General features: G+C 60.2%; 21 protein-coding genes and 2 tRNA genes. 10 read left to right on the top strand and 13 right to left on the bottom strand.

Annotated elements, in window-relative coordinates; genetic code table 11:
* Nucleotides 1-130 precede the first annotated feature (130 nt).
* Nucleotides 131-550: an organic hydroperoxide resistance protein gene (locus QP324_RS07365; RefSeq protein ID WP_005328206.1), complete on the bottom strand. Its 420-nt coding sequence runs from the start codon at nucleotides 548-550 to the stop codon at nucleotides 131-133.
* Between the two features lie 394 nt (nucleotides 551-944).
* On the opposite strand from QP324_RS07365, the gene QP324_RS07360 reads away from it, so the two are divergent.
* Nucleotides 945-1,514 carry a Panacea domain-containing protein gene (locus tag QP324_RS07360; RefSeq protein ID WP_284815340.1) on the top strand — a complete coding sequence of 190 codons (570 nt, stop codon included), beginning with the start codon at nucleotides 945-947 and terminating at the stop codon, nucleotides 1,512-1,514.
* A 137-nt stretch (nucleotides 1,515-1,651) separates the two neighbouring features.
* Here QP324_RS07360 and QP324_RS07355 read toward each other — a convergent pair whose 3' ends face one another.
* The 4 genes from QP324_RS07355 to QP324_RS07340 all read right to left on the bottom strand — a co-directional run bounded on the left by QP324_RS07355 (nucleotide 1,652) and on the right by QP324_RS07340 (nucleotide 5,909).
* On the bottom strand, nucleotides 1,652-2,263 hold the full coding sequence (locus QP324_RS07355) for a hypothetical protein (RefSeq protein ID WP_284815338.1): 612 nt from the start codon (nucleotides 2,261-2,263) through the stop codon (nucleotides 1,652-1,654).
* Nucleotides 2,264-2,301: 38 nt separating this feature from the next.
* Entirely contained in the window at nucleotides 2,302-3,873 is a 1,572-nt protein-coding gene (locus QP324_RS07350) for a PTS ascorbate transporter subunit IIC (RefSeq protein WP_284815336.1), read from the bottom strand.
* 11 nt (nucleotides 3,874-3,884) lie between these two features.
* Complete coding sequence (locus QP324_RS07345) at nucleotides 3,885-4,700, bottom strand: PTS sugar transporter subunit IIA (protein ID WP_284815334.1); 816 nt, start codon at nucleotides 4,698-4,700, stop codon at nucleotides 3,885-3,887.
* Between the two features lie 303 nt (nucleotides 4,701-5,003).
* On the bottom strand, nucleotides 5,004-5,909 hold the full coding sequence (locus QP324_RS07340; protein WP_284815331.1) for a DUF5067 domain-containing protein: 906 nt from the start codon (nucleotides 5,907-5,909) through the stop codon (nucleotides 5,004-5,006).
* A gap of 131 nt (nucleotides 5,910-6,040) precedes the next feature.
* On the opposite strand from QP324_RS07340, the gene QP324_RS07335 reads away from it, so the two are divergent.
* Both QP324_RS07335 and QP324_RS07330 read left to right on the top strand, forming a co-directional pair.
* Nucleotides 6,041-6,114: transfer RNA gene (locus QP324_RS07335), tRNA-Ile, on the top strand.
* Between the two features lie 108 nt (nucleotides 6,115-6,222).
* Entirely contained in the window at nucleotides 6,223-7,278 is a 1,056-nt protein-coding gene (locus tag QP324_RS07330; RefSeq protein WP_284815329.1) for a TRIC cation channel family protein, read from the top strand.
* Between the two features lie 37 nt (nucleotides 7,279-7,315).
* Here the strand turns inward: QP324_RS07330 and QP324_RS07325 are convergent, their stop codons facing one another.
* Complete coding sequence (locus QP324_RS07325; RefSeq protein WP_284815327.1) at nucleotides 7,316-7,837, bottom strand: hypothetical protein; 522 nt, start codon at nucleotides 7,835-7,837, stop codon at nucleotides 7,316-7,318.
* Between the two features lie 143 nt (nucleotides 7,838-7,980).
* On the opposite strand from QP324_RS07325, the gene QP324_RS07320 reads away from it, so the two are divergent.
* Together QP324_RS07320 and QP324_RS07315 are read left to right on the top strand one after the other, a co-directional pair.
* Entirely contained in the window at nucleotides 7,981-9,573 is a 1,593-nt protein-coding gene (locus QP324_RS07320; protein ID WP_284815326.1) for a mechanosensitive ion channel family protein, read from the top strand.
* Nucleotides 9,574-9,703: 130 nt separating this feature from the next.
* A complete protein-coding gene (locus QP324_RS07315) occupies nucleotides 9,704-10,792 on the top strand; it encodes an alkene reductase (protein ID WP_284815324.1) in 1,089 nt (362 codons plus the stop codon).
* Between the two features lie 147 nt (nucleotides 10,793-10,939).
* Here QP324_RS07315 and QP324_RS07310 read toward each other — a convergent pair whose 3' ends face one another.
* Nucleotides 10,940-12,610: an alkaline phosphatase gene (locus QP324_RS07310; RefSeq protein WP_284815323.1), complete on the bottom strand. Its 1,671-nt coding sequence runs from the start codon at nucleotides 12,608-12,610 to the stop codon at nucleotides 10,940-10,942.
* Between the two features lie 351 nt (nucleotides 12,611-12,961).
* Here QP324_RS07310 and QP324_RS07305 point away from each other — a divergent pair, with 351 nt between their 5' ends.
* Complete coding sequence (locus QP324_RS07305) at nucleotides 12,962-13,756, top strand: serine hydrolase (protein ID WP_284815321.1); 795 nt, start codon at nucleotides 12,962-12,964, stop codon at nucleotides 13,754-13,756.
* A 474-nt stretch (nucleotides 13,757-14,230) separates the two neighbouring features.
* Entirely contained in the window at nucleotides 14,231-14,644 is a 414-nt protein-coding gene (locus QP324_RS07300; RefSeq protein ID WP_239274625.1) for a hypothetical protein, read from the top strand.
* Between the two features lie 69 nt (nucleotides 14,645-14,713).
* On the opposite strand, the gene QP324_RS07295 is transcribed toward QP324_RS07300, so the two are convergent.
* Both QP324_RS07295 and QP324_RS07290 read right to left on the bottom strand, forming a co-directional pair.
* A complete protein-coding gene (locus QP324_RS07295) occupies nucleotides 14,714-15,499 on the bottom strand; it encodes an HAD-IIA family hydrolase (RefSeq protein ID WP_049377740.1) in 786 nt (261 codons plus the stop codon).
* Nucleotides 15,496-15,789 carry an acyl carrier protein gene (locus QP324_RS07290; protein ID WP_284815319.1) on the bottom strand — a complete coding sequence of 98 codons (294 nt, stop codon included), beginning with the start codon at nucleotides 15,787-15,789 and terminating at the stop codon, nucleotides 15,496-15,498. The genes QP324_RS07295 and QP324_RS07290 overlap by 4 nt, the downstream gene beginning before the upstream one ends.
* 27 nt (nucleotides 15,790-15,816) lie before the next feature.
* On the opposite strand from QP324_RS07290, the gene QP324_RS07285 reads away from it, so the two are divergent.
* Nucleotides 15,817-16,815 (top strand): alpha/beta fold hydrolase, encoded by a 999-nt coding sequence (locus tag QP324_RS07285; RefSeq protein ID WP_284815317.1) that lies wholly within the window; start codon nucleotides 15,817-15,819, stop codon nucleotides 16,813-16,815.
* 110 nt (nucleotides 16,816-16,925) lie between these two features.
* On the opposite strand, the gene aceE is transcribed toward QP324_RS07285, so the two are convergent.
* Nucleotides 16,926-19,673 carry a pyruvate dehydrogenase (acetyl-transferring), homodimeric type gene (aceE, locus tag QP324_RS07280; RefSeq protein ID WP_284765710.1) on the bottom strand — a complete coding sequence of 916 codons (2,748 nt, stop codon included), beginning with the start codon at nucleotides 19,671-19,673 and terminating at the stop codon, nucleotides 16,926-16,928.
* Nucleotides 19,674-20,010: 337 nt separating this feature from the next.
* Here aceE and QP324_RS07275 point away from each other — a divergent pair, with 337 nt between their 5' ends.
* Both QP324_RS07275 and QP324_RS07270 read left to right on the top strand, forming a co-directional pair.
* Nucleotides 20,011-20,409, top strand: coding sequence for a DUF3052 domain-containing protein (locus QP324_RS07275; protein WP_005324380.1), 399 nt, complete (start codon nucleotides 20,011-20,013; stop codon nucleotides 20,407-20,409).
* A 68-nt stretch (nucleotides 20,410-20,477) separates the two neighbouring features.
* Nucleotides 20,478-20,550: transfer RNA gene (locus QP324_RS07270), tRNA-Val, on the top strand.
* A 490-nt stretch (nucleotides 20,551-21,040) separates the two neighbouring features.
* On the opposite strand, the gene QP324_RS07265 is transcribed toward QP324_RS07270, so the two are convergent.
* The 3 genes from QP324_RS07265 to QP324_RS07255 form a co-directional block, all read right to left on the bottom strand.
* Complete coding sequence (locus tag QP324_RS07265) at nucleotides 21,041-22,252, bottom strand: IS110 family transposase (protein WP_011273191.1); 1,212 nt, start codon at nucleotides 22,250-22,252, stop codon at nucleotides 21,041-21,043.
* 291 nt (nucleotides 22,253-22,543) lie between these two features.
* Nucleotides 22,544-24,310, bottom strand: a complete 1,767-nt coding sequence (locus QP324_RS07260) for a metal ABC transporter solute-binding protein, Zn/Mn family (RefSeq protein ID WP_225746661.1) — start codon at nucleotides 24,308-24,310, stop codon at nucleotides 22,544-22,546.
* Entirely contained in the window at nucleotides 24,307-25,116 is an 810-nt protein-coding gene (locus tag QP324_RS07255) for a metal ABC transporter ATP-binding protein (protein WP_035006260.1), read from the bottom strand. The genes QP324_RS07260 and QP324_RS07255 overlap by 4 nt, the downstream gene beginning before the upstream one ends.
* Between the last annotated feature and the right edge of the window lie 48 nt (nucleotides 25,117-25,164).

Raw genomic sequence — 25,164 nt, 5'->3', positions numbered from 1 at the left:
GTTCTGGACTGGCCGCCGCGCCGAGCCATCTTCCAGAGCAGAATACCAATCTGAGAGGTCGCGTAAGGCATAAAAAGACCCACGCGGCGCTGAAAGTAGCGCGGCGTGGGCTGGGGGAGAGGACTAGGAATTAGTCCTGTGCAACACCAACGTTGACTTCGATGTTGCCGCGGGTGGCCTTGGAGTAAGGGCACATCTGGTGGGCGGCGTCGGCAAGCTCCTGTGCCTTGTCGTCCTCAACGCCTGGGATGGTGACCTCGAGGTCCACGCCGAGGTAGAAGCCCTCGTCGTTCTTGCCCAGGGAGACGCGAGCGCCGACGGTGGAGTTCTCCACGTCTACGCCCTTGTCCTTGGCCACTGCCTTCAGGGCGGAGTGGTAGCAAGCGGCGTAACCGGCAGCGAAGAGCTGCTCCGGGTTAGCGCCCTCACCGCTGCCGCCCATCTCCTTTGGGGCGGTCATGGTGAAATCCAGATCGGAATCCTTGACTACAGAGCGGCCGTCGCGGCCTGCTCCGGTGGAGAGTGCTTCGGTGGTGTAAACGGCGTCCATGATGACTCCTTTTCTATTGGGTCTTTGTACGTCCGCCGATTGTACGCAAGAACGCTAGTCTTCGACGATGCCGATGGTGACTCTGGTAGTGCCGCAGGTGGCGATGGGGTAGAGGTGGATTTATGAGCGTTGCCGGCATTCTGGTGGGTTGTGGTGCGGTGCTGGGCCGAGACGGAAACCTGAGTCCGACGGCTAGCTGGGAAGCTTGTGCTGAATACACAACTACAGTCATAGGCGTGGATACTTGTGTTGGTTTGGGCTTGAACTGGAGAAATGAATTTGTTGAAGTTCTAGTCAGATGAACTTCTATTTTTCGGGCTGAAGAAAAATACTAGCGGTAAGGTTTGAGGCGTACGGATGCAATAGTCACTCCAACACCGCGAGAGGAGGGGCCGTGCCTACAGCAGTGGATGTCGCACAAGTCATTTACAACAAATTAGGGTGGGTTGATGCTTGTAAGCTAGGAAAGCTTACCTACTACTGCCACGCCTGGAGTTTGGGCTGGTACGGACGGCCACTTGTATCGAATGAATTTCAGGCGTGGATTGACGGTCCGGTCGAGCCTGACCTTTATCGCGAAAATAAGTATCTGCGATCCGAGAAAACTTCTACAGAGCTACCAGGAGCTGATGTCCGGACAATAGGGGATGACGAAGAGCGGATCATTGGGGCCGTGATCGCCTTTTACGGGAACAAGACTTCAAGTGAGCTAATTGAGCTTACGCTCTCCGAGCGTCCGTGGATCGTTGCGCACGGGCAGATAAAACCTGAGGCGAAAACCAACGAACCGATTTCGCAGCTAGAAATGAAAAAATTCTACGCATTGCAGGAAGCGCGTGGCGCTGAGGGACCGGCGCGGCCGTTACTTTCCGTGCAGCAGCTTACTGACGCCGAGCTGTATCAGCGATTGCGATCTTCAGCAGAACGCTGGAAAGGCGCCCTTGAAATTCTTGCGGACCGATGAGCGAGTTTTGTTTTCCGGTGGATTTCGTGGTCTACCTGAACCGTCGACTCAACGGCCGAAATGCCAACGTGTGAGAGCGGACGCATGCGTTTATTGACAGTTTTTCACCTTACTAGCAACGGTTGAACATTGGGGGCTTAGTTCGTGGTGGCCACGCGCTTGGTCCACACGCTCCTGTCCGCGGTTTCAAATGAGGCGCGCACCGTTCTATCGCCGGCCTTTTCGCAGGTGAGATTCCGTTGGTCGCTGCCTATGTGGCAATCCAGGTTATAGGACTGCTTGGTCACCGGGCTGCTGGCGGTGATATCTGCGTGGTATACCGCCGTCACCGTGGGATCTTTCGAACGCATGGTGTAGCTAGCCTGCATCGCGGCATCGAAGACCGCGGCGGCGAATTCGCAGGAGGTCGCATCGCCGGCGTCGATGGAATCGCCTGACGAGGACGTCCCGCAGTAGCCGCCAATCTGGCCCGCGTTGATGTTGTGGTTGCCGCCGGCCTGCGGTGCGGGCTGCTCCGGTTCGGCCTGTTTGGTGACCGTTTCGGTGCGGGGTTGCTTCGTGTCCTTCTCCGGGCCGGATTCTTCTTCGGCTTCGTCCGCGGCGGAGTTATTGTCCTGTGCGGTGGAAAAGGCCGGCTCATTCGCCGGCGCGGAGTTGCTATCGGAATCGGAGCCGGAGCCGCAGGCGCTGATGGTGAGGCCAGCGGCGAGAAGGATGGACGCTACGGGGAATAAGGAAGGGCGCTGCATAGGGGATACTGTAGCGCCCTTTGGGATGTGGTGCGGGGTTACTGCTCGATGCGGGCGGGTGGAACCGGCGCGCCCTCGGGCGGTAGCACCTTGGGATACTTCTTGGCGGTGCCGGAAGAAGTGGCAGCCGCGGTTGCGCCCTCGGTGGTACCGGCGGTGCTGGTAGGGGAAGGGCGGTGAGGGGAGGGGTCCCAGTGGGCGTCGACAAGCGTGCGCTGGCATACCCAGCCCAACGCCAAGATAGCCAGCGCGATAAGGGCAATAAAGAAAAGCCCCAGAGCGCCATCGGCGTGGATGGACCAGCCCAGCAGCAGGCCAAGCCAGCCAAAGTCGGCATCGCCGAAAGTGGTGTTCGCGGAGCCGAAGGAACCCAGGACACTGAGGAGGAACGCCGGCAGGAAGGTAATGATGAGTCCGTTGACAAAGGCGCCGAGTGCCGCGCCGCGGCGACCACCGGTGGCATTGCCGTAAACGCCAGCCGCGCCGCCGGTAAAGAAGTGCGGCACGAGCCCCGGCAGAATCAGGGCAACGCCAAAGGCCGGGTTGAGCCAGGTGGAAAGCACGGCAAGGCCCACCAGTCCGCCCACGAAGGAAGAGATGAAGCCGATGAGTACTGCATTCTGGGCATAAGGGAAGACGATGGGCGCATCCAGTGCGGGAATCGCGCCGGGCACGACCTTGGCCGCGATGCCCTGGAATGCGGGCACGAGCTCGCCCAAAATGGTGCGCACGCCAAAGAGGATAACGGCCACAGCCACGCCGAACTGAAGACCCTGGGTGACGGACTGCATCAAGAAATTGCCAACGTTGGTGGCGCCATCAGGGAAGGCGGTAAAGGCTTCTTCAGAACCGGCGCGGGCAATGAACAGCACAGCCAGCACCACGTACATCAGCGCCATAGACAGCGCGGTTGCCACCATAGAATCGCGCAAGAAGCGCAGGCCTTCCGGTAGCTTCAGGTCTTCAGTAGAGGGCGACATCTTCTTTCCCTTGCCGCCCACCAGCTTGCCGACGCCGCCCGCAGCCAAGTATCCCACAGTGCCGAAATGCCCGATGGCAACGGAGTCATCGCCGGTAATGCGGCGGGTAAATGGGTGGGCGATAGCCGGCAGCGAGACCATAAGGATGCCGAGCAGAGCCGCGCCAAAGGCGATGACGACCCAGGACGAGTACCCGGCAGGGGCAAGCACCATGGTGAGGAGCGTGGCCATGAAGAGGACGTGGTGGCCGGTGAGGAATACGTAGCTCATGGGCGTGAAGCGGGCGAGCAGGAGGGAGACCACAAAGCCGAGGATCATAATCCAGGCGACCTGGCTGCCGAACTGGTCTTGTGCGATGCCTACGATTGCCTCATTCGTCGGGACCACGCCTTGCGCGCCGGTAGCACCCGTAATCATGGCGCCGAGCGGCTCCAGTGAATCGGTGACGAGACCGGCGCCGGCACCAATGAGCAAGAAGCCAAGCGTGGCCTTGATGGCGCCGCCAATGGTTTTGCCGGTGCCGCGTCCCATCGCGGCCAAGCCGACCGCGGTAATGATACCGATGAGGAATGCTGGGACGGAGAGAATCTCATTGACGAGGAAGTTTGCTATAGCAAGAAGAAAATCCATGAGGATGCTCCTTAGATGTCATAGAGCTCGCGCAGAGCCCCATCGATTTCAGACATAGAGGTGAAGTCTTGAATGACGTAGACGGGAACGCCGACGTCGCCAAGCGTTGCTGCGATTTCGCCGGAGGTGAGCAGGAAATCTGCCTCGCTCGCACGACCCTTGGCGGAGATGGTGTCCGTGGCTTCTACATTCAGGTACGGTCCCCAGCCCCATTCATCGAGGACCTGCTCTAGCGTGTTCTTAAGGAACAACGACGTTCCTAGGCCGTTGCCGCACACCGTGAGGATCTTTCCCTTGGACGCGACAGAATCTGCGGCCGTGTCCTTTGCTTCTTGGGGCTCTGATGTTGCCTGCGGCCTGGCCGCCGGCTGCTTTTTGTTTTGCGTGTGTGCAGTAAGAACCGCACGGAGCTCCTCTTCAGAGTCCACGCGATTGAGCTCATCACGCTTGGTAGCAAGCAACTTTGCTAGCTGCTTCATCGCCTGCAGATGCTCGGAGTCATTGCGCGCGGCAAAAGCTACGACTAGGTCGACGGGATCGTTAGAGTCATGGCCGAATTCCACCGGGCTATCCAGCCGTACCCACGACAGGGAGGTTTCCTTCACCGCCTCCGACGGCCGCGCGTGCGCGAATGCGAAGCCAGGAGCAACCACAATGTAGGGGCCCGTTTCTTCCACGGAGTGCACCATTGCCTCGGTGTAGTCCGCGGTGATTGTGCCTGCTTCTTCCAGCAGCGAGCCCGCGAGCCGGATGGCCTGCCTCCAGTTATCTGCGGCGCCGTGGAGCTCCACCGCGCCGGGCACTAAAAGGGAATCTAGTGTCGCCATATGTATCTCCCATCACAGAAATAGTGACATCGGGGTGAATGTCACTGATGATTCTATGCTGTGGAGAAACCGGAGGTAAAAGCAGGGGTAACGTTTGCATAGGGAAGGGTTGGAACAGCCCTAGGGCACTCCATCGGGCTGTGGGAACTGCTGAGTTTGCTGCAGAGTAAGGAGCGGCCATGTGCGGCCAGACAGAGCCGGGGCGCGAAAATGGTTCGATCTCACTTCAGGCCTTGTATTTCAGCGGGCTTCGGCTTCTGCAGTAGCCAGAACGGGAGAGTTACTCGCGTTGAGTACGGGCAGTTAATCGAGCTCGAAAGTTTGGCGGCCGATTTCGTCTTGGCTGAAGGACTTAGACGCGACAAGGTCCACAGGTGTGGTTAAATCATCGAGCTCGTAGGCTATTGTTCCGGCGACAGTTCCTCCCTTTTTAATCTGTTCAAGCTGAGTATCGGAAGTTTCAGGATCAAAATAGGAACCGAGGTCGAGCTCGTTTACCTTATTCGGATCATTGTCTTGAATGGCGGTGAAGTACACGACGAAGTCAGTGGTGGTTAGGGTTTCATCCGTTTTATTCGTTACGTCATAGTTAAAGACGAGAAGTGGCTTTTCACCTATTTCGTTACCGGGCTCACCGGGTTGAACAACACGGTGATCGGTAATTTCGAACTTGGCGGCTGGAACATCCAGGACTCCGTCTTTGAAGGATTGGCTGAAATCTGTGCTCTTTAGCTCTTTAACGGTTGTCGGATCATCCTTCACCTTTTTCATGTGCGTGGTGAATTCCTTATCTTCAATCGCGACCTTGAAAGTTAAGGAGTCGTCATCGATAGAGAAATCTTTCTTATTGGAAGAAGCGGCCATCCACTCAGAGGCGGTGGCAACGGTATCGCGGTTTGAGCTAACGGTCTCACCGGATGCAGCGGCTTGAGCGTCAAAGGTGCCGATCCAATAGATCATGCGATTTTCGCCGTTGTCCATGACCCATTCGATGGTGATGACGTCATCGGTGATGCTGGCTTCCATCCAGCCATCTTCAGATGCGCTGTCCTCTTGCTTCCACGTTCCAATTGCGGACTTCGCATCAGCCTGTGCACCGGATGAGGAATTATTGGAGTCGCTTGCCTTTGGGTTGTCACTTCCGCTACCTGAGCAGGAAGTAAGCGTGAGTGCAGAGGCGAGAACGAGAGAAGAGAGTAGTTTGCGCATAAATAATTTCTACCCTCAGGGGGTAGGAAACGTACAAATACTCAAAAAGGTAGGGGGAAAATTGGTCTTTAGCCCCGCATTGGCTACTCTTTTGAGAGCGGATCTTCGCCCTAGTGGTGCGTTATCCGCGCGGGGCTATAGCTCAGTCGGTTAGAGCTACGGACTCATAATCCGTTGGTCCCGGGTTCGAGCCCCGGTGGCCCCACGGTGAGAGGGAGGCGTCGGCAAGCAAGGCCGGCGCCTTTTCTCGTGCCTGGCTGCGCATATGGGTGTGCTAATTGCGAGGTGGCGGGCGGTGAAGTCTAATAGCCATATGGTTGAAGTGGATCCACTCATTGAATCTCTCTACCGCTGGTCCGATATCAGCGGCGTGCTGCTGATGGGAATCATCGGCGGCACTATGGCGCGCAAGCGTGGCTACGACATCATCGGCTTTTTCTTCATTGCGATGTTTTCTTCCCTGGGCGGCGGCATGGTGCGCGACGTCCTCATTAACCGCGGCACCGTGGCGGCCATGAGCCAGCCGGAGTACCTTTATCTGGCCTTTGCCGGTGCGCTTATCGCCCGCTTTGTCTACTTCAAGGGCAAGACCTGGGATTATCTGCAAGCGCATGGCGACGCCGTCGTGTCCGGCCTCTGGGCTGCCACCGGCGCTGTGAAGGCCATTACCTATGGGCTGCCGCTAATCCCGTGCATCATGATGGGCGTGTTTACCGCCACGGGCGGATCCATGATTCGTGACATCGTCATGGGGCGCGAGCCTAGCGTCTTTGGCGATAACCAGCCGACGGTCATCCCGGCCGTGGCCTGCGCAATCATCGTCTTGGTGGGCCACCACTATGACATGATGGCCGTAGGCATGATTATCGGTCCGCTGGTCTCCATCTTCTTGGCGCTGCTGGGTATTTGGGCCGGTTGGCGGGTGCCGGCCTACCAAGACTGGGCACCTATTAATGACACCGCCGCACAGGTTAAAGTGTTGGCCAAGAAAGCCGAAAATAAAAGCCGTGCAGTAGGCCGCCGCTTGGAGCCGCACCGCGTGCGCTCGTGGCGCCACCGCCAGATGGAGGCCGCACTGCAGCGCCGCATCGAAAAGGAAGTGCGCTCTGGCAAACGCCGCAAGGAGGCTGCCGCGGAGGCCAGCGAGTTTATGGAGTCGTTTGAATCGGACGTCGATCAGCTCAGCGCCCAGACTGCGGAGACTGAGAACACCGACTTCGGTGTGGACCTGAGCGGTGACTCCTATGAGGCGGAAGAGCAGGCCTCCCACGAGGAATCCCAGCGCCTGCTGGATACCATCTTGGAAGATGACAAGCTGACCGATGAGCTCATTGACCGCCTTATGAAGCGTTATAACTCCCGCGACTAGGCCGCGGTTCTTTAGTGCGGCGGCTTAGGGTGGAGGCTTAGCGCCCAACCGCACCGCAAAGCTGCGGGTCCGTTATATAGCCTTGCTCGCAGCCGTGTTGGGTCTGGATTTCGCCTGAGCTCTTATTCCGGTTGCCATTGGCATCGTTGCCATAGCCGCACAGGTAGGCCGGACACTCCGCACTTGGGCCATTCGGCGCTTGTACTGGTGGTTGAGCATTTGATTCCTTGCACAACGCGGCGAACTCCACCCAGGTGCCGTCCGCGCATTGGTACTGCGCGGTGTTTGCCTGCTGTTGGTTTTCGGTAGCCGGTTGCACGGCTTCCTGATTTTCCGCTTGCGGTTCGGCGTGCTGCGCGGCCTCGGTAGTTGCTACTTCCGTGGTCGTTTCTTCTGTGGATGTTTCCTCGGTGCTGGATTCTGTAGAGCTCGTCTCAGAGGCCGTTTCCGTCACGGTCTCCTTCACCGTGGAAATGGTGGTGGCGGTGTCATCGCTGCCGCCGCAGCCGGTGGTAAAGAGGGCGAGGGAAAAGAAGGGGATAAGGAATGATTTCTTCATGCCCCACACAGTAGCCAAGCCGGGCGAGGCCCGCAGGAGTTTGCGCAGGGCATAGGGGGTGCGCGCCGGAAGGGGCGGGGTTTGCATGGTTGCTGGCAGTCAACTGGCATCTAGTTTTCAGGCACGCGGCTTAATCTAGAGGCATGAATCTGAAGTATTACTTCTACGAGCTGTGGAGCCTCTTTGTTGACCACGGCTTGCCGCTTATCGCGCTATTGCTGATAGGCATTTTGATCCCGCGCATCGGCAGGCTGGCCATCCGCATCATGGAGCGCCGCCTTGATGAAGAGGAAGAAGCTACCAAGGCGCGCTTGGCGCTGACCGGTGCGCTGGTCTACATCGTGCAGGCAGCAGCGTACTTCCTCATCATCTGGGCCGCGCTGACCAATCTCGGCGTGCCAGCGGTAGGTGCGGCGGTGCCGGCGACGATAGTCTCGGCCGCCGTGGGCTTTGGCGCCCAGTCCATCATTGCGGACTTTCTCTCCGGCTTCTTCATCCTTTCGGAAAAGCAATTTGGCGTGGGCGATTACGTCAGTTTCGATGGCGTGACCGACGTGGAAGGCACCGTGGTGATGCTGACCCTGCGCACCACCAAGGTGCGCACGCCTACCGGCGAGCTGGTCACCGTGCCCAATAGCTCGGCCGGCGCGGTCACCAACTATTCTCAGGAATGGTCGCGCGCCGTGGTCAACTTTGATGTGCCGGTACAAGAAGGCGAGACCCTGCCAGAAATCACGCGCCGGGTGCGCACGATTTCCAAGCAAGCCATCCAGGAACCGTCCATCGCCGTGGACGTCAATGGCGAACTCGAGGTTCTGCCGGCCACCCAGCTGGTGGCCCCGCAGGCCGCCGGACAGTCGTGGCACGTGACCTACCGCGTATTGGTTACCGTAAACCCCGCCCGCCAGTGGGCGGTGGAGCGCGCCATTCGCTCCGCGCTGCTTTCCGAGTTCTGGGATCACTACAACGTGGCCGACTTGGACGAATTCCAGCGCCCGCTTCTTCCGGCAGGCGACAATGCTGCGGCACAAGAGTCCGTCAAGGATGCCTCCGCGGCAGGGGAGGGCTCGCACCCTGATTCCCAGCCGGAACACCAGTCGTCCGAGGTGGATGGCCCAGATAGCGATGGCCCCGGAAAGCCCGCGCTGCCGGATGATGACGAAAAAGAGCCTGAGCCCACTCAAGGCATCTGGCGCGCGCTGGAGACCAATACCAAGTTCCAAAAGATAGCGACCATTGGCGGCCGTGTCCGCGCCTCTACCACGGGCCTCATCCTGGCTCTGCTCGTCGTCGGTGCCTTGGCCCTGGCCTCGAGCAATCCCGAAAACGCGGACGCGGGCTGGCTTTCGCCCGAGCATTGGCGCGATAGCGGCGCGGAGGCCTCTTCCTCGCAGCTTTCCGACGCCCCCTCCACCAACCCCACCCCCGAAACCACCGAGACCGGCACGCAGTCCGAGCCGACAGAAGACAGCTCTGCTGCCACGGAGACCGCTAACCCGCAAGGCTCTGATGGCGCTGGCGCGACCGATTCGCCTGCCGGCAGCGGTGGTGGCGGTGGCCAGGAAACTGGTGCTACAGGTAATGCCTCGCCCGCCCCGAGCGCCGCCAACGGCGGGACCGATTCCGGCAACGGGGCCGGCACTGCGCCCACTGCCGGAAGCGACGCTGGCGATGGCACCCAAGCGTCCGGAACCGCCGGCAGCACCGGCCAAGAGATCCCGGCAGAGCCGCGCTAGTAAGGCTTCTACAGTAAGCCGGTCCGTCCAGCGCTCATTATTGGGCGAGGTAAAGCTGGCATACACGCTGGTGTCATTATCCTTTTGACAGTGGTGAAATAGTGCAGCCCGGCTGCGTGTTGCACTGGGCATGACTTCACTTTTCGGACCACTGGAACTTGGCCGTTTCAAGCTAAATAACCGCGTCACCATGGCGGCGCTGACCCGCCAGCGTGCAGGCGAAAGCGGTGTACCTACCGAGCTGCACCAGAAGTACTACTCGCAGCGTGCCACGGCTGGTCTGGTGGTTACGGAGGGAACCTTCCCGGCGTGGACCAACCGCGCATTCCCGGGCCAGGCGGGCATTGCGACCGACGAGCAGGCAGAAGGCTGGCGCGCCGTCGCAGACCGCGTGCACGAGGAAGGCGGCACCCTGTTCATGCAGATCATGCACGGCGGCCGCACGAGCCACCCAGACCTGATTGATGGTGCGAACCCGGAGGCGCCGAGCGCCTTTGACTGGGGCGGAACCGTGCGTGGCTTCGCCGGCAAGATGGATGCGCCGGTGCCGCGCGAGCTGAAGAAGGAAGAGCTGCCGCGCATCGTGGACGAATTCCGCCAGGGCGCGCGCCGGGCTATTGATGCTGGTGTTGACGGCGTGGAGATCCACGGCGCCAACGGCTACCTGCTGCACGAGTTCATGGCGCCGTCTGCCAATAAGCGCGAGGATGGATTTGGCGGCAGCCCGGAAAATCGCTGGCGTCTGCCAGAGATGGTCATCCGTGCCGTGGCGGAGGAAATCGGTGCCGACCGCGTGGGCGTGCGTTTCTCCCCGGCACACAATGTGCAGGGCGTCATCGAGGATGACCAAGAAGACATGCTGGCCACCTACGGCGGTCTGCTCGATGCCCTGGCACCGCTGAACCTGGCTTATGTGTCCTTGCTGCACGGCGAACCGGACAGCGAGCTCATCGCCACGCTGGCGCAGAAGGCACGCGCAAACGGCGTGACCAAGGTGCTCATGAATGATGGCTTCCCCACGATTACCTCCAAGGAGGATGCCCAGCGCGAAATCGAGCTGGATTACGTGGACGCCGCAGTGGTGGGCCGCCAGCTCATCGCCAACCCGGACCTGGTGCGCCGCTGGCGCGAGGGCCTCGAGCTTAACGAGCCGGACCAGGATACGTTCTACCTGGGCGGCGAGCGCGGCTACATCGACTATGAGTATGCCGCGGACTAGGGAAGAATCCGCGGCACCAAAGGGGGCCCGACAGGCGGGCGAGTGATAGGTAGTGAAATTCCCCAGAGAGGGTCTTTCACTGTGCCTATCGAAGGTGTACTACTCGTTCGTTAACACCGAGTACCTGTCATGTGACAGAACTTACAACTATTTGCTGTAGCCCTCACCCGGGCGCCAGGTCATGGTCACGGCCTCGCGCACCGGGGACTTGGCGGTGAGCAGGTTATCCACGCGCAACCAGTGCATTTCCGCCGAATCCGGGCGCACGGTGACAAAGCTGTAGCCGTGGTGGTCCAGATCCACGTGGCGGGTGTGCGGGTTGGCGCCCATCAAGTAGCGCTCGGCCAGCTTGGACAGCTCATTGCCCTCCGGCAGCTTCAGCTGCTCGTTAACGTTCGGCGCAGACACGGAGGCGCAGACCATCTCGGCGCCGAAGATGCGGCCATCCTTGCTGATATTATGCGCCCACTCGGAGTGGATATCGCCGGTGACAAAGAGGGTGTGGGAATCGTGCTTTGAGAGGGCGTCGATAAGCAAGCGGCGCTCTGCAGAGTAGCCATCCCACTGGTCGCCGTTGACCGGAATGCCGGTGATATTGGAAGACAGCGAGGAAGAAACCGGCTTGGTCTTCTCATCTTGTTGCAGGGTAGCCAGGTTCATGGGGGAGAACATGACGGAATTGCCCAGCATATTCCACTTGGCAGAAGAGGTCTCGATCTTATTGAGCAGCCAGTTGTACTGCTCAGAGCCGAGCATCGTGCGGCCTTCAGCGGCCATCTTGCGCGGGCCAAAGCGCACCTGCTCATCGCGGTAGGTGCGCAGGTCCATCATGGTCAGCTCCACCAGATCACCGAAGGTCAGGCTGCGGTAAAGGTGGCCCTGCTCGGATGGGTTGGTTGCGCGCACCGGCATCCACTCAAAGTAGGCCTGCATCGCGGCCTTGCGGCGGTCCAGGAAGGCTCCTTCCTGGCCTTCGGTGTGGTTCTCGGCGCCCTCGCGCCAGTTATCGTTGGCCACCTCGTGGTCATCCCACACCACAACCCACGGCAACGCGCCGTGTGCGGCCTGCAGGTTCTCATCGGTGCGGTAGCGTCCGAAGCGGATGCGGTAATCCTCCAGCGAGATAATCTCGTGCGCCGGGTGGTGCAGGCGCACCGGGCCATAGCCGGCGTATTCGCGCTGCGGGTACTCGTAGATATAGTCGCCCAAGAAAATCATGTAATCCAGCTGGTCCGCGCGGCCGCGCTGGGCAATATCGCCATAGGCATTGAAGAAGCCGGACTCCCAGTTGGCGCAGCTAGCCACGCCAAAGGTGAGCTCTTCCGGGGAGGCGCTCAGCGCCGGGGCGGTCTTGGTGCGGCCGACGGGCGAGTACTTATCCTGCGCCTTAAAGCGGAAGAAGTACACGGTCTCCGGCTCCAGGCCATGTGGATCCACGTGCACGGTGTGGTCCTGGTTGGCATCGGTGGTCACTTCGCCCCGCTTGACGACGTCCCCAAACCCCTCATCCTTGGCAATTTCCCACTCCACCCGGGTGGCCTCGCCCAGCCCGGATCCCGGCATGGCATCGGCATCCGGGGTCACGCGGGTCCACAAGATGACCGAGTCCGGAATCGGGTCGCCCGAGGCCACGCCGTGGAGGAAGGGCCGCTCGCCCAGCTTCGGCTCCACCATGTGCTGCTCCACGCGCGGCGAGAGGCTGCTTTGTGCGTTGGCGGCTGCACCGGACAAAGCGATGGCGGCACCGGCGGTACCGGTGGATTGCAGGAAGCGGCGGCGGTTAACTGCGCTGCCCGTGTTCTTAGAATTATTAGACATGGTTGAAAGTTTTCTCATGTCTAATGGGTGTGCAACCGTTTCCTGCCCGATTCCATAAAATGTTCTTGTTGTTTTAACCGGTGGTTTACTTGGGCGGCCTCCTGCGGTCCTGCCGCGTCTGGCGGTTGGGCGGTTTCGAGGGGCTTTCGCCGGCTTCTGTGGCTTAGGTCCATTCTGATCGGGCTGATTTGAGGCCTTTAGGGCTGAATTGAGGGGTCCATTCGCTCAGATCGGCCCGATCACCTTGGACCTAAGGTGTGCGGGTCCAGTAAGCCAAAGGGGTGACCGGCTCGAAAAGGTGCGCCCAAAGCGGTCCAGTCCTTTCGAATGCGGCTCAGTAGGCTAGAGAGTATGAGTGAATTTAGCCAAATTAGCCAGTGGCCCGCGGATACGGTGGCCGGAGCCTTGCTGCACCGCGGCGAGGTGCAAGAATCGGTGGGGGAAACCGCCCACGAGTTTCCGGTGGCATCGGTAACCAAGCTGGTCGCAGCCTACGGCGTGATGCTGGCCGTGGAAGAAGGAGCCGTTGAGCTAGAGCAGCCCGCCGGCCCAGAGGGCTCCACGCTGGAGCATCTGCTTGCACACGCCTCTGGCATTTCCTTTGATTCCCGGGAGCCACAAAAGCCGGTGGGCGAGCGCCGCATCTATTCCTCGGCCGGTTATGAGTGGGCCGCGGATACCGTGGCCGAAGCTACGGGCATGGACTTTGACGGGTACCTGCGCGAAGGCATACTGGCCCCGCTGGGTATGAATTCCACCCGGCTCGAAGGTTCGGCCGGCCATGGGTTGGTCTCCACAGTGGAGGACCTCGCGGCCTTTGCTGCGGAAGTCCAGAATCCACAACTCCTGCACCCTTCCACCGTGGCCGATATGCGCCGCGTGCACTTCGGCGGATTGCGCGGCATCGTTCCGGGCTACGGCAGCTTCAAAGACTGCACCTGGGGCTTAGGCTTTGAAATCCACGGCGATAAGGATCACTGGATGGGCGCCCTGCCTGCCGACGCCGTCGGTCACTTCGGCATGTCCGGCACCTACCTATGGGTCGCCGGCGACTATGCCATGGTCGCGCTCACCAACCGCGACTTTGGTGAGTGGTGCAAGCCGCTCTGGCACGATACGAATACCGCCATCTGGAACTCTTTATAATCTGCCCGCTTCGGCGGAACGAGCGCCTTCCACTGGGGGATTGGAGTGGTGGAAGGCTCCCCCGTGGGGCGGGGAGAAGTCGGGGAATTTCGTGCGAAATGTCGCCATCCGGCGCGGGAGACCGGCGTGAGCACACGGGCGGCGGTTGCGTGAGATCCTAGTTGCTCTTTCTGGTGTGTGAGCAGGGCTTCTGTTTCCTGCCGCAGTGAAAGGCAAGGATTTTCTCAGTAAACTCCAAATTTCACATTTGTAACACTGGTTTCACCTGCAACTTTAGCCCCAGTCTGTACCTAGGGTTGAGGTTTAGCGAACGGGGGTTGAAGTGAAAGTTGAGGGTTGTAGGGAGGGGTGTGACGCAGGAAAATTATAAGCAGACGCATCAGACAGTTCGTTGGGGAAGACGAAGCTCGTCTTGCATCGCGCCGGGCCGGCAGGCCTCGTGCGGTGGTGATCTATGTCGAGGGAGAATCGGCTATGAATACGTGCGTTAACCCTGCGCCGGTTGAACAGCCGGCCTCCACCTCCACGTGGCCCTCCGTCAACGGTGGCGCCACCGTGGTCACCGGTGTGCTCAAGATTTCCGGGATGCCGCGCACGCTGCGCTCGGAGATTGAACACGCCATGGATCGGTGCATCCGTACCGAGTCGGAATTTATCATTCCGGGCGATGACCCACTGACCGCTCAGTGGTGCACTCGTTGGTTCCGGGATGGGCTTTCCGTAGCGGCGCTTGCCCAAGGCGGGAGCGCCTGTGCCAACGCAGGCAGCGGTATCGGTTGCCACCAGGTGCTTACCGGCACCCGCGAGGAGCTGGACGCGCTTGATTGTGTCGTGCGCTATCTCGCGCAGCGCCACGGCTTTACTGCTGCCGTGCGTCTGCCACAATAAACGCACAAAGGGGCTGGCCAGCCTAAGCTGGGTCAGCCCCTTTGAGCTGCGGTGAGCATGCAGCGCGGCTTAGTTATCCTCTGCGAACGGATCGAGGATCTTATCGGGCAGTTCGGCCACGGATTTCAGCACGGCAGAAGGGCGGTACGGGTAGCGGGAAATTTCTCGGTCATCGGAGATACCGGAGCGCACCAATACCGTGCGCATACCGGCCTCAAGGCCCGCCTTCACGTCGGTATCCATGCGGTCACCAATCATGACCGTGTGCTCCGAGTGAGCACCAATATGATTGAGCGCCGAGCGCATCATGACCGGATTGGGCTTGCCCACGTAATAAGGCTCGCGGTTGGTGGCGGCGGTAATCAGCGCCGCCACGGCGCCGGTGGCCGGCAGTACACCCTCAGGAGCCGGGCCGGTAACATCCGGGTTGGTGGCGATAAAACGTGCGCCATTGCGAATGAGATTGATGGCGTTGGTGATGGCTTCAAAGGAATAAGTGCGGGTTTCACCAAGCACCACGAAATCTGGGTCATCGTTGGTAAGGATCCAGCCTGCCTCGTGCATGGCGGTGGTCAGGCCGGATTCGCCCACTACGTAGGCCTTGCTGGAGCTTACCTGGCTGGAAAGAAAGTTCGCGGTAGCGGTAGCGGAGGTCCAGATGCGCTCAGCGGGAATGTCTAGACCAGTATTGCGCAGGCGTGCAGATAGGTCCCGCGGGGTAGACATGGAGTTATTGGTCAGCACCATGTACTCGATGTCATTGTCTTTAAGTGCCTGGATAAATTTATCGGCGCCAGGGATCATCTCACCTTCTTTGATGAGCACGCCGTCCATATCGGATAGATAAGAAATCATTGGTTATCCTCCACATACTCGGCGATATCGCCGATGGTTTCGCTGTTGAGCATCGTCTCCTCAGAAAAACGCACCTGGAAGGCCTCTTCCGCGCGCACGGTGAGCTCCACCAGATCGAGCGACTCTATCCCGATATCTTTCAGGCGGGTCTCGCGGCCCATGTCTTCCTCGGTCCCGGTGACCTTGTGGATGAGTGCGATGAGCTGGCCGAGAGTATCTCGCTCCGGCTCCTTGTCCGGCGCACTCGCATTGAACTTTGCCTGCAATTGGGCACTGAGGTCGTTTGCCATGCCCACCAGTCTAGTATTGATCCCGTTATGGCATTGAGAAAACGTTCTTCCGTTGTGGCGCGTAGTTGGCTCAAGCGCCTGCGCCCCTCGCACCGCGCCGAGCTAGAAAAGCTTTATGGCGGATTGCATGATCCCTCTACCGAGCCAGGGCTTACCCACATCAGCGCGTCCGGCACCGTGGACCACGGTGGCCTAGACATCGCCTGGTATGAAGTAGGCCAGCAGGACGCCCCGGTGACGGTGGTGTTTATTCACGGCTATTGCCTGTCCTCAGAAGCCTATTATGACCAGGCCAATTACCTGCGCGGCCGCAATGCCCGCGCACTCTTGGTGGACCTGCGTGGGCATGGGCGGTCCTCCACGGTCGCCCCAGGAGAGTGCACCGTTGACGCGGCTGCCGACGACGTCCTAGCCGTCATCCGCGAACGCGCTCCCCGCGGCAACTTGGTCATCGTGGGTCATTCCCTGGGCGGCATGGTTGCCTTGAACCTCATCCGCCGTGCTCCGGCCGAGGTGTATGAGCGCATCAAGGGCGCGTTGCTGATTTCTACCTCTATGCGCCGCTTTGCAGCCAAGGGCGTGGCCCAGATTTTGCAATCCAAGTCCCTGCACGCGCTCTACCGCCTGTGCCTGCGCCTGCCCGGCCGCGTCGATAACGCCCGCTTTGAACTTGCCCGCTTTATCGCCCCGCTTTTTGCCGTGACCCTAGCCGGCTTTCCCCAGATGGAGAAGCTGCAGTTCCACGTTGCCATGCTTCTCGATACCCCCTTGGCCTCCTACTCCGGTTTCTTCGATGACCTTTTGGATCACGCCGAGTATGGTGCCGCCGAAAGGCTGGCGAAGCTCCACGGTGAAGTAGTGGTGGGCACCGCCGATATCGTCACCCCGCGTTCGCAATCCGAAGTGCTCTGTGAGAATTGGCCCGCCGCGAGTTTGCAGACGGTGGAAGGCTCCGGGCACATGGTGATCCTCGAAGACCCTGAGGCCATCTCCGCAGCCCTCGGCGGCGTCCTCGACGCGATATAGGCAGGCCGCTCGATAGGGTCATTCTCGAGGCATGTAAAAAGGCGCCGCGGCGGGAAGCCGGCGGCGCCTTACTTGTTTTGGTGCGGGGCTAACCCGCACCAATGCGGGAATTAGTCCTCGATGTGGGTGGTAGCGGTTGGATCATCCAGCTTGAGATCCTTGGCTGCCTTCTCCACTACGGAGCGCTCAATCTTGCCCTCGCGAGCCAGGCCATCGAGTACGGCGACGACGATGGACTCGGCATCGATGTTGAAGTAGCGGCGTGCGCCCTCGCGAGTATCAGAGAAGCCGAAGCCATCCGCGCCCAAGGTGATGTAGGTGCCTGGGACGTACGGGCGGATCTGCTCCTGCAGCTCGGTGGTGAAGTCAGAGACGCCAACGAACGGGCCCTCGTAGCCCTTGAGCTGGGAGGTAGCAAATGCCTCGGTCGGCTCCTCACCCTTGCGCAGGGCCTCCTTGTTGCGGCGGGCACCGTCGCGGGCCAGCTCGTTCCAGGAGGTGACGGAGAAGATGGAGGCCTTGACATCGAAGTCGTCGGCAAGCAGCTGCTGCGCGCGCAGCGCCTCGTGCACGCCCACGCCGGAAGCCAAGATATTGGCAGCAATGGAGCCGCCCTCAGCGGTGTTGAAGTGGTAGATGCCCTTGTGCAGGCCCTCCACGTCCAAGTCCTCCGGCTCGGCCGGCTGGTGCACCGGCTCGTTGTAGACGGTGAGGTAGTACATGATGGCCTCATGGTCCTTGCCGTACATGCGCTCAATACCGCGGGTGACCAGGTGCGCCACCTCGTAGCCGAAGGCCGGGTCATAAGAAACCACGGCCGGGTTGGTAGCGGCCAGGACAGGGGAGTGGCCGTCCATGTGCTGCAGGCCCTCACCGGTCAGGGTGGTGCGGCCGGCGGTAGCGCCGATAATGAAGCCGCGGCCCATCTGGTCACCAGCCGCCCAGAAGGCATCGCCGGTGCGCTGGAAGCCGAACATCGAGTAGAAGATGTACAGCGGAATCATGGCCTCGCCCTGGGTGGCATAGGACGTAGCTGCCGCGGTGAAGGAGGCAGCGGCGCCGGCCTCAGAAATGCCCTCGTGCATGATCTGGCCGTCGGTAGCCTCGCGGTAGGACAGCATCAAGTCATGGTCAACCGGCACGTAGTTCTGGCCGCGTGGGTTCCAGATCTTCATGGTGGGGAACCAGGAGTCCATACCAAAGGTGCGGGCCTCGTCCGGAATGATCGGCACAACGCGCTTGCCCAGCTCCTTGTTGCGCATGATCTCCTTGAAGGTGCGCACCAGGGCCATGGTGGTGGCTACTTCCTGCTTGCCGGAGCCCTTGCGCACGGAGCGCAGCTTATCCAGCGCAGGTGCCTCAAGCGGGGTGAAGTCCTCACGGCGCTCCGGCAGGAAGCCGCCGAGCTCTTTACGACGCTCCAGCATGTACTTGATCTCCGGGGAATCCTTGCCCGGGTGGTAGTACGGCGGCAGGTACGGATCCTTCTCCAGCTCCGCATCGGAGAACGGAATCTCCTGCTTATCGCGGAAGCGCTTCAGATCATCCAGGGTCAGCTTCTTCATCTGGTGGGTAGCGTTGCGGCCCTCGAAGTTGTGGCCCAAGCCGTAGCCCTTAATGGTGTGCGCCAGGATGACGGTTGGCTTGCCGGTGCCCTTGTTCTCCAGCGCGCGAGCGTAGGCAGCGTAGACCTTGCGGTAATCGTGGCCGCCACGGCGCAGTGCCCAAATCTCATCATCGGACATGTCTTCTACCAGCTTGGCCGTGCGCTCATCGCGGCCGAAGAAGTGCTCACGCACATAGGCGCCATCATTCGCCTTAAAGGTCTGGTAGTCACCGTCGGAGGTGGTGTTCATGACGTTGACGAGGGCACCCTCGGTGTCCTTTTCCAGCAGCTTATCCCAGCCGCGGCCCCAAATAACCTTGATGACCTCCCAGCCAGCACCGCGGAAGAAAGACTCCAGCTCCTGGATGATCTGGGTATTGCCGCGAACCGGGCCGTCAAGGCGCTGCAGGTTGCAGTTGACCACGAAGGTGAGGTTATCCAGCTCGTAGAGGGATGCGATCTGCAGCAAACCGCGGGATTCTGGCTCGTCCATCTCGCCATCGCCCAAGAAAGCCCATACGTGCTGCTTGGAGGTGTCCTTGATGCCGCGGGTCTCCAGGTACTTATTAAAGCGTGCCTGGTAGATAGCGTTAATCGGGCCCAAGCCCATGGACACGGTGGGGAATTCCCAGAACCATGGCATTAGACGCGGGTGCGGGTAGGACGGCAGGCCCTCGCCCTCACCGCGGGAGACCTCTTGGCGGAAGCCGTCCAGATCCTTTTCGGTCAGGCGGCCTTCCATGTATGCGCGCGCGTACATTCCGGGGGAAGCGTGGCCTTGGAAGAAGACCTGGTCGCCGCCCGAAGGATCGTCCTTGCCCTTGAAGAAGTGGTTCAGGCCGACCTCGTATAGCGGGGCAGCGCCTGCGTAGGTGGAGATGTGGCCGCCCACGCCAATGCCCGGGCGCTGTGCGCGGTGCACCATGATGGCTGCGTTCCAGCGGATCCAGCGGCGGTAGCGCTTCTCCAGCTCCTCATCACCTGGGAACTCCGGCTCCATGGTGGTGGGGATGGTGTTGACGAAGTCCGTAGACGTCAACGACGGCACCTCAACGCGCTTCGCAGTAGCGCGCTCGAGCAGGCGCAGCATCAAGTAGCGTGCGCGCTCCGGATCGGAGTGGTCCAGCAGACCATCGAGGGAGTCCATCCACTCGCGGGTCTCTTCTGGATCATTATCGTGAAGATACGATGCAACGCCGTCGCGGATGAGGGGGAAGTTGGAGTCGCCCTGGTGGGCGTCCTTCTCGGCCATTTAAACCTCCTATTTAAGGGTCTGCACAGTTTGCCTACTAGGATACGCGCTCACAGATCCACAGTCGTTGTGAAGTCCGACTTAAGGGGACGTGCGGTACGTTACATTGCCATAACCAGTACCTTTGCAAAGTTTGTTGGGGTAAAAGAGGGTAGTTTGCTAACTCTGTGGAGCCAGCTGCGTTGGTGGCAGGGCCTGCAAAATGGGGGAATTGCGGCCCTTAGGCGGGTAAAAGGGGCCGGTGGACGTTAAAATGCTTCTATTAAGCCGCGATTTACCCGCAGGATGCGGGCGATACGCGGACCAGACATTCACTAAAATAGGAAGGAAATGCATAGTGGCTGACGCTGCAGTCAAGCTCGGAATCAAGGAAGGGCAAATCGCCCTGGAGCTTGGTTGGGACGAGGATTGCGATACCGCAATCTCTGAATCGATCGAGGCCGTGCTCGGCGATGACTTCTTGGAAGAAGAAAATGACGAGCTGTGCGATGTAGTCCTTCTTTGGTGGCGCGAAGAAGACGGCGACCTTGTGGATGGACTGGTGGACGCGAGCCGCCCGCTGGCCGATAACGGTGCAGTCTGGCTGCTTACTCCAGGTGCCGGCAAGCCGGGAACCGTAGAGCCTGGGCTCATCTCTGAGTCCGCTCAGCTGGCAGGCCTAGTGCAGACCAAGGCGGAGCGCCTAGGCGAGTGGCAAGGCTCGTGCTTGGTGCAGCGCGGCTACACCAAGAAGTAGGGCTTTACCTGCCGATTTGTGTTGCTTTAGCAACCTGCGCTACTGTTTCTAACAGCGCAAGAGCGCATGCGGCTTTAGCTCAGCTGGAAGAGCAATTGGTTTACACCCAATAGGTCGGGGGTTCGATCCCCTCAGGCCGCACAAGGTCAGAGCCCCTTTTCGAGAAATCGGAAAGGGGCTCTTTCATATACCCACGACAACGCCACGACAGGGTTAAGGGTCAAAATGTGGGGTTAAGGGTCAAAATGTGTGTCTGGTTCGGCGTGTCGGTGGGGGTTAGATTTGCCAGCTTCCAGGCCGGCTGACTGGGCGTAGACGGTGTAAGTGAAGTCCTAGTCGTTGGGATAATCAGTACGGCCGACGGTGCGCTAGGAAACACCGGCTAGGCAGCTTCTACTACGCAACCGTCCCAACGTGCGCGGCACTAGAGCCAATTCTTTGAGCTAGTTCCGTTCAGGTTGTCGGCGCAGCGCAGCAGGCGATGGGCTGGGCAAATACTGCTGCATTGGGGGGTGTCCCTATGTTTTTGTCAAGTGCCAGACCGATGTTGACGAGCACAGTCTTGGGAGTAGTTTCTTAGGCGTGCCTAGGAGCCGGCCAGCGTGTGCTGGTCGGCTTCGTCTTTGGGGCTTTATGCGGCGACGGGGCGTGGCGGGATTTCGCGGAAGAACTCCTTGTTTTTCAGCATCGCGTAGATGACATTGCATCGGCGTCGTGCCAGGCAGATGACTGCTGCGTTGTGGCGTTTTCCTTCAGCGCGTTTGCGTTCGTAATACCGCCGTGACGGTTCGTGGCTGCGGATAACTGCGAATGCGGAGTAGAACAAGGCGTTTTTCAGTCGTTTATTGCCTGACCGTGCCGGGAATTCACCTCTGATCGACGAACCGGATCGTCTAGTCACGGGTGCTATTCCAGCATAAGCAGCTAAGTGGCCAGCACTAGCGAAGTCGGAGCCATCACCGATCGCAAGAAGGATCTGCGCTGCGGTCTTGATGCCGACTCCGGGCATACTCATCAAGACCTCACAAAGAGGGAAATCAGCGAGCATCTCTTCAACCTGCTCAGCAATGGTGTTTCGTTGCTCTTTGAGGGCCTGGATGTTTGCAGCCAGTTGAGGAATTACTAACTCGGCGGCATCGCTTCCAGGCACGGTGACTGTTTGAGCTTTCAGCGCTGTAAAAATGTCGTCTACCAGCGGGGTGGGGTCTTTACGTGTGCGCTTGATCATCCAGTTCAACACTCGTTGGTATCCGGCTCTTTTTAGCCCCTGCGGTCCCTTGTAATGGATCAATAATTCCAGGATCGGCGTGCGAGTCAGGGTGCTACCAGCAAAAACTCGTTCCAGGCTGGGGTAGATCTGGGTGAGGACACTGCGAAGCCGATTGACAGTGCGAGTGCAATCGCGGGCGATGTCATCATCGAAGCCGGACAGCATCTTTAGGGCGGAGAGTACCTCATCATTGCGGTCGACGGCACGTAGCGTGTGGGGCATTGTGCGGGCGGTGTCGGCGATGATGAATGCGTCGCGTTTGTCTGTTTTTGCACGTCCCGGATAGAGATCTGCAGCTTTGCGCATCGCAAGACCTGGCAGGTATCCGACTTCGCAACCGCAGTCCCGGGCTACAGCAATCGGTAGTGCGCCGATGGTGTTGGGTTGGTCGACGATCACGAGCACGGTGCCAAGCTTCTGAAGCTGGTGAAAAACGCCTGCTAGTTCGGATTCGAGTTGAGGCAACGGTTTGTCGAAGACCTTGTTGCCATCACGGTCTAAGGCGCAGGCGTGGTGTTCAGATTTGCCGACGTCTAACCCAAGGAATATGTCGATGGAATGCTCCGGAGACATGATGAGCTCCTAGAAAACGAGATGGGTATGGCGTTGTTCCAGTCGCTGGTGTCATGACCTTCGTTGCAAGCACCCACGTTACAAAGAGACCTAGTTTAAAACTGGCCGTGTCCCTATCAGCTGTCATCGAAAGTCCTGGCACCCGGCGGCAACACCCCCCGGATTATGGAAACTACAGGGCAGGTAAGCCATACCGGGACCAGCGACTATCCCCATTATCGGGGACACTCACAAGGTAACGGGAATGCGACCGGGGAAGCCCAACGCATGTGGGCCTCGAGCATTCGCGTTTTAGCGCTTCAGCCCCGCGATCATGGTCTTCAAGTTGCTGCGCAGGAAATCCTCGTAGGTTCCCGCGACCGTGCCCGGCTTGCCGAGCTCATCGGAGTGCAGTGGCTCGTCGAAGATCGGAATCCCGGCCTCCTTCGAGACGGTCTTCATGGGGCGCGTATCCACGTTCGACTCCACGAACAGGTGCTTCGGGCGCTTGTCCTTCAGCTGGCGCACGAGGTGTCCGATCTGCGCGGGGGAGCCGTTTTCATCCGTGTCGATCTGCCAGATATACAGCTGCTCCATGCCGTAGGTGTCGACCATGTATTGGAAGGCATGTTCACTGGCCACGAGCACACGATCCTCCTTCGGCAGCGCACCGATCTGCTCGCGGTAGTCGGCGTCGATGCTCTCCAGCATGGCCTTGTACTCCGCCCCCTTCTCCTCGATGTGCTCGGCACGCTCGGGCAGGGCCTCGGCCAGCGCCGCGGTCACGTTCTCGGCCATCGCGATGCCGACGGTCGGGTCCAGGAAGGCGTGCGGGTTGATCTCCTGGTTGCCCTTTTCGTCCTTGAGGTACTTCGGTTCCACGCCCTTGGTGGCCTCGACCATCTGGGAATCGTCCAGGCCCGCGGTGTTTTTCAGTTTCGCGAGCCAGCCGTGCTCACCGCCCTCGAGGTTCAGCCCGTTGTAGAACAGCAGGTCGGCGTCGCTCGTCGCATCCAGGTCCGCGGGCAGGGGGTCGTAGTCGTGCGGGTCCGTGCCGGTCGGCACGAGGTTATGGACGTCCACCGCCTCGCCGCCGATCTCCTCCACCAGGTCCGCCAGCAGCGTGAAGGTGGTGACGACGTTCAGCTGCTCACCGTCTGCCTTCTCCTCCGTCGAGAAGGTCACGGCCCCGAACACGAGGGCACCGCCCACCAGGAGGGCCAACAGCGCGGCCAGTGGCTTATTGCCCAGCGAGCGAGCAATCAGTCCCTTGCCTGGCGCGAAGAGGAAAGCCAGCAGGAACAGCGCGCTGGCGGTCAGCACGATCGTCACGCCGGAGGACACGTTGTAGCTATAGCTCAGGAACAGCCCCACTACGGAGCTGAGCGCCGAGATCGCCACTGAAAGCCCGATCATCACTCCCAGCCGGTTCGTCAGCAGGTACGCCGCCGACGCCGGAGTAATCAGCAGGGAGACCACCAGGATCACGCCCACCGTCTGCAGGGAAATGACCGTCACCAGCGTGAGCACCACCATCAGCCCGTAGTGGATTGCCCGCACGGGCACGCCAGCCGACTGCGCCATGACGGGGTCGAAGGTGCTGAGCTTGAGCTCCTTGTAAAAGACCAGCGTGAGAATCAGCACGGCAGCGGCAATACCGATCGAGAGGTTGCGGTCGGCGTCCTGAACGGTCAGGACGTTGCCGAAGAGGATCTCCGTCAGATCCGTCGCCGTCTGCGCTTTCGCCATGAGCAGCACGCCGATCGCGAAGAAGGTGGAAAAGACGATGCCGATCGCCGAATCGTTCTTCACAGTGGAGCGTTCGCCGATCAGCCCGATCGCCAGTGTGGCGAGTAGACCCGCGACCACCGCCCCGAGGAAGAGGTTCGTGCCGAGCAGGTAGGAGGCCGCGACCCCCGGTAGTACGGCGTGCGAGATGGCGTCGCCGATCAGGGCCATGCCGCGCAGCACGATGAAGCTGCCGACGATGCCGCAGGCCACGCCCACGATCACCGAGGTGATCAGCGCGTTTTGCAGGTAGCCGTGGCTGAGTAGTGAGTCGAGGAACTCCGCGATCATGCTGTCTCCTCCTGGAGGGCTGCCTGCCGTGGCGTGGGGTGGGCTGGTGCTGACGGCTCGCGGATGACGAGCGCGCCGAAGGCCTTCTGCAGCACGTCGGGGACGAAGACCTCCTCGGTGGGACCCGCCGCGACGAGCTCGCCGTTGAGGACGATGAGGTCGTTGTAGTAGCCGCGCACCGTGTTCATGTCGTGGTGCACGACGACGACGTGCTTGCCCGCGTCCGCCATCTGCCGCAGCAGGGTCACGATCGTCTTCTCGCTGGGGACGTCGATGCCGACGAAGGGCTCGTCCAGGAAGATGTACTCCGCGTCCTGGACGATGGCGCGGGCAAAGAGGACGCGCTGGAACTGTCCGCCCGAGAGTTCGCTGATGTGGCGGTGGCGAAAGTCCCACATGTCGACGTCCTTGAGAGCCTGGGTGGCTGCTTCGCGTTCGGCCTTGCCGGGGCGGTGGAAAAGACCCAGGCGCGGGTAAGTGCCCATCAGGACGGTGTCGAAGACGCTGGTGGGGAAGTTGCGGTCGAGGTCAGAGCGCTGCTCGATATAAGCGATTGCGCGGCGCTGCTCGGCGGGGGCCTTGCCGTCGAGGGTGACGGGGTAGCCGGCAGGGGCGCCGGTGGGGCCTGTGCCGTGGACGTTGTGTTTGTCCAGGATCTGGAGCATCGCCTTCATGAGGGTGGATTTGCCTGAGCCGTTGGGGCCGATGATGCCGTGCATGCCGGGGGAGTCGAGGGTGAAGCTGATGTTCCGAATCGCGGTGTTCGCGCCGTAGCTCACGCTCAAGTTCTGGACGCTAATACTCATGGCAGCCAAGAATAGCGTTCAGTTCAATGAATCACCAAATTCAATGTA

This window comes from Corynebacterium sp. UMB0012 (assembly GCF_030216265.1).
Lineage (GTDB): Bacteria > Actinomycetota > Actinomycetes > Mycobacteriales > Mycobacteriaceae > Corynebacterium.
This window is presented reverse-complemented; position numbering and strand designations above follow the sequence as displayed.

Excerpts from the sequence above, each read along its gene's own strand:
- QP324_RS07365 (WP_005328206.1), bottom strand. The coding sequence starts at position 550 with ATGGACGCCGTTTACACCACCGAAGCACTCTCCACCGGAGCAGGCCGC.
- QP324_RS07355 (WP_284815338.1), bottom strand. The coding sequence starts at position 2,263 with ATGCAGCGCCCTTCCTTATTCCCCGTAGCGTCCATCCTTCTCGCCGCT.
- QP324_RS07350 (WP_284815336.1), bottom strand. The coding sequence starts at position 3,873 with ATGGATTTTCTTCTTGCTATAGCAAACTTCCTCGTCAATGAGATTCTC.
- QP324_RS07345 (WP_284815334.1), bottom strand. The coding sequence starts at position 4,700 with ATGGCGACACTAGATTCCCTTTTAGTGCCCGGCGCGGTGGAGCTCCAC.
- QP324_RS07340 (WP_284815331.1), bottom strand. The coding sequence starts at position 5,909 with ATGCGCAAACTACTCTCTTCTCTCGTTCTCGCCTCTGCACTCACGCTT.
- QP324_RS07330 (WP_284815329.1), top strand. The coding sequence starts at position 6,223 with ATGGTTGAAGTGGATCCACTCATTGAATCTCTCTACCGCTGGTCCGAT.
- QP324_RS07325 (WP_284815327.1), bottom strand. The coding sequence starts at position 7,837 with ATGAAGAAATCATTCCTTATCCCCTTCTTTTCCCTCGCCCTCTTTACC.
- QP324_RS07320 (WP_284815326.1), top strand. The coding sequence starts at position 7,981 with ATGAATCTGAAGTATTACTTCTACGAGCTGTGGAGCCTCTTTGTTGAC.
- QP324_RS07315 (WP_284815324.1), top strand. The coding sequence starts at position 9,704 with ATGACTTCACTTTTCGGACCACTGGAACTTGGCCGTTTCAAGCTAAAT.
- QP324_RS07310 (WP_284815323.1), bottom strand. The coding sequence starts at position 12,610 with ATGTCTAATAATTCTAAGAACACGGGCAGCGCAGTTAACCGCCGCCGC.
- QP324_RS07305 (WP_284815321.1), top strand. The coding sequence starts at position 12,962 with ATGAGTGAATTTAGCCAAATTAGCCAGTGGCCCGCGGATACGGTGGCC.
- QP324_RS07300 (WP_239274625.1), top strand. The coding sequence starts at position 14,231 with ATGAATACGTGCGTTAACCCTGCGCCGGTTGAACAGCCGGCCTCCACC.
- QP324_RS07295 (WP_049377740.1), bottom strand. The coding sequence starts at position 15,499 with ATGATTTCTTATCTATCCGATATGGACGGCGTGCTCATCAAAGAAGGT.
- QP324_RS07290 (WP_284815319.1), bottom strand. The coding sequence starts at position 15,789 with ATGGCAAACGACCTCAGTGCCCAATTGCAGGCAAAGTTCAATGCGAGT.
- QP324_RS07285 (WP_284815317.1), top strand. The coding sequence starts at position 15,817 with ATGGCATTGAGAAAACGTTCTTCCGTTGTGGCGCGTAGTTGGCTCAAG.
- aceE (WP_284765710.1), bottom strand. The coding sequence starts at position 19,673 with ATGGCCGAGAAGGACGCCCACCAGGGCGACTCCAACTTCCCCCTCATC.
- QP324_RS07265 (WP_011273191.1), bottom strand. The coding sequence starts at position 22,252 with ATGTCTCCGGAGCATTCCATCGACATATTCCTTGGGTTAGACGTCGGC.
- QP324_RS07260 (WP_225746661.1), bottom strand. The coding sequence starts at position 24,310 with ATGATCGCGGAGTTCCTCGACTCACTACTCAGCCACGGCTACCTGCAA.
- QP324_RS07255 (WP_035006260.1), bottom strand. The coding sequence starts at position 25,116 with ATGAGTATTAGCGTCCAGAACTTGAGCGTGAGCTACGGCGCGAACACC.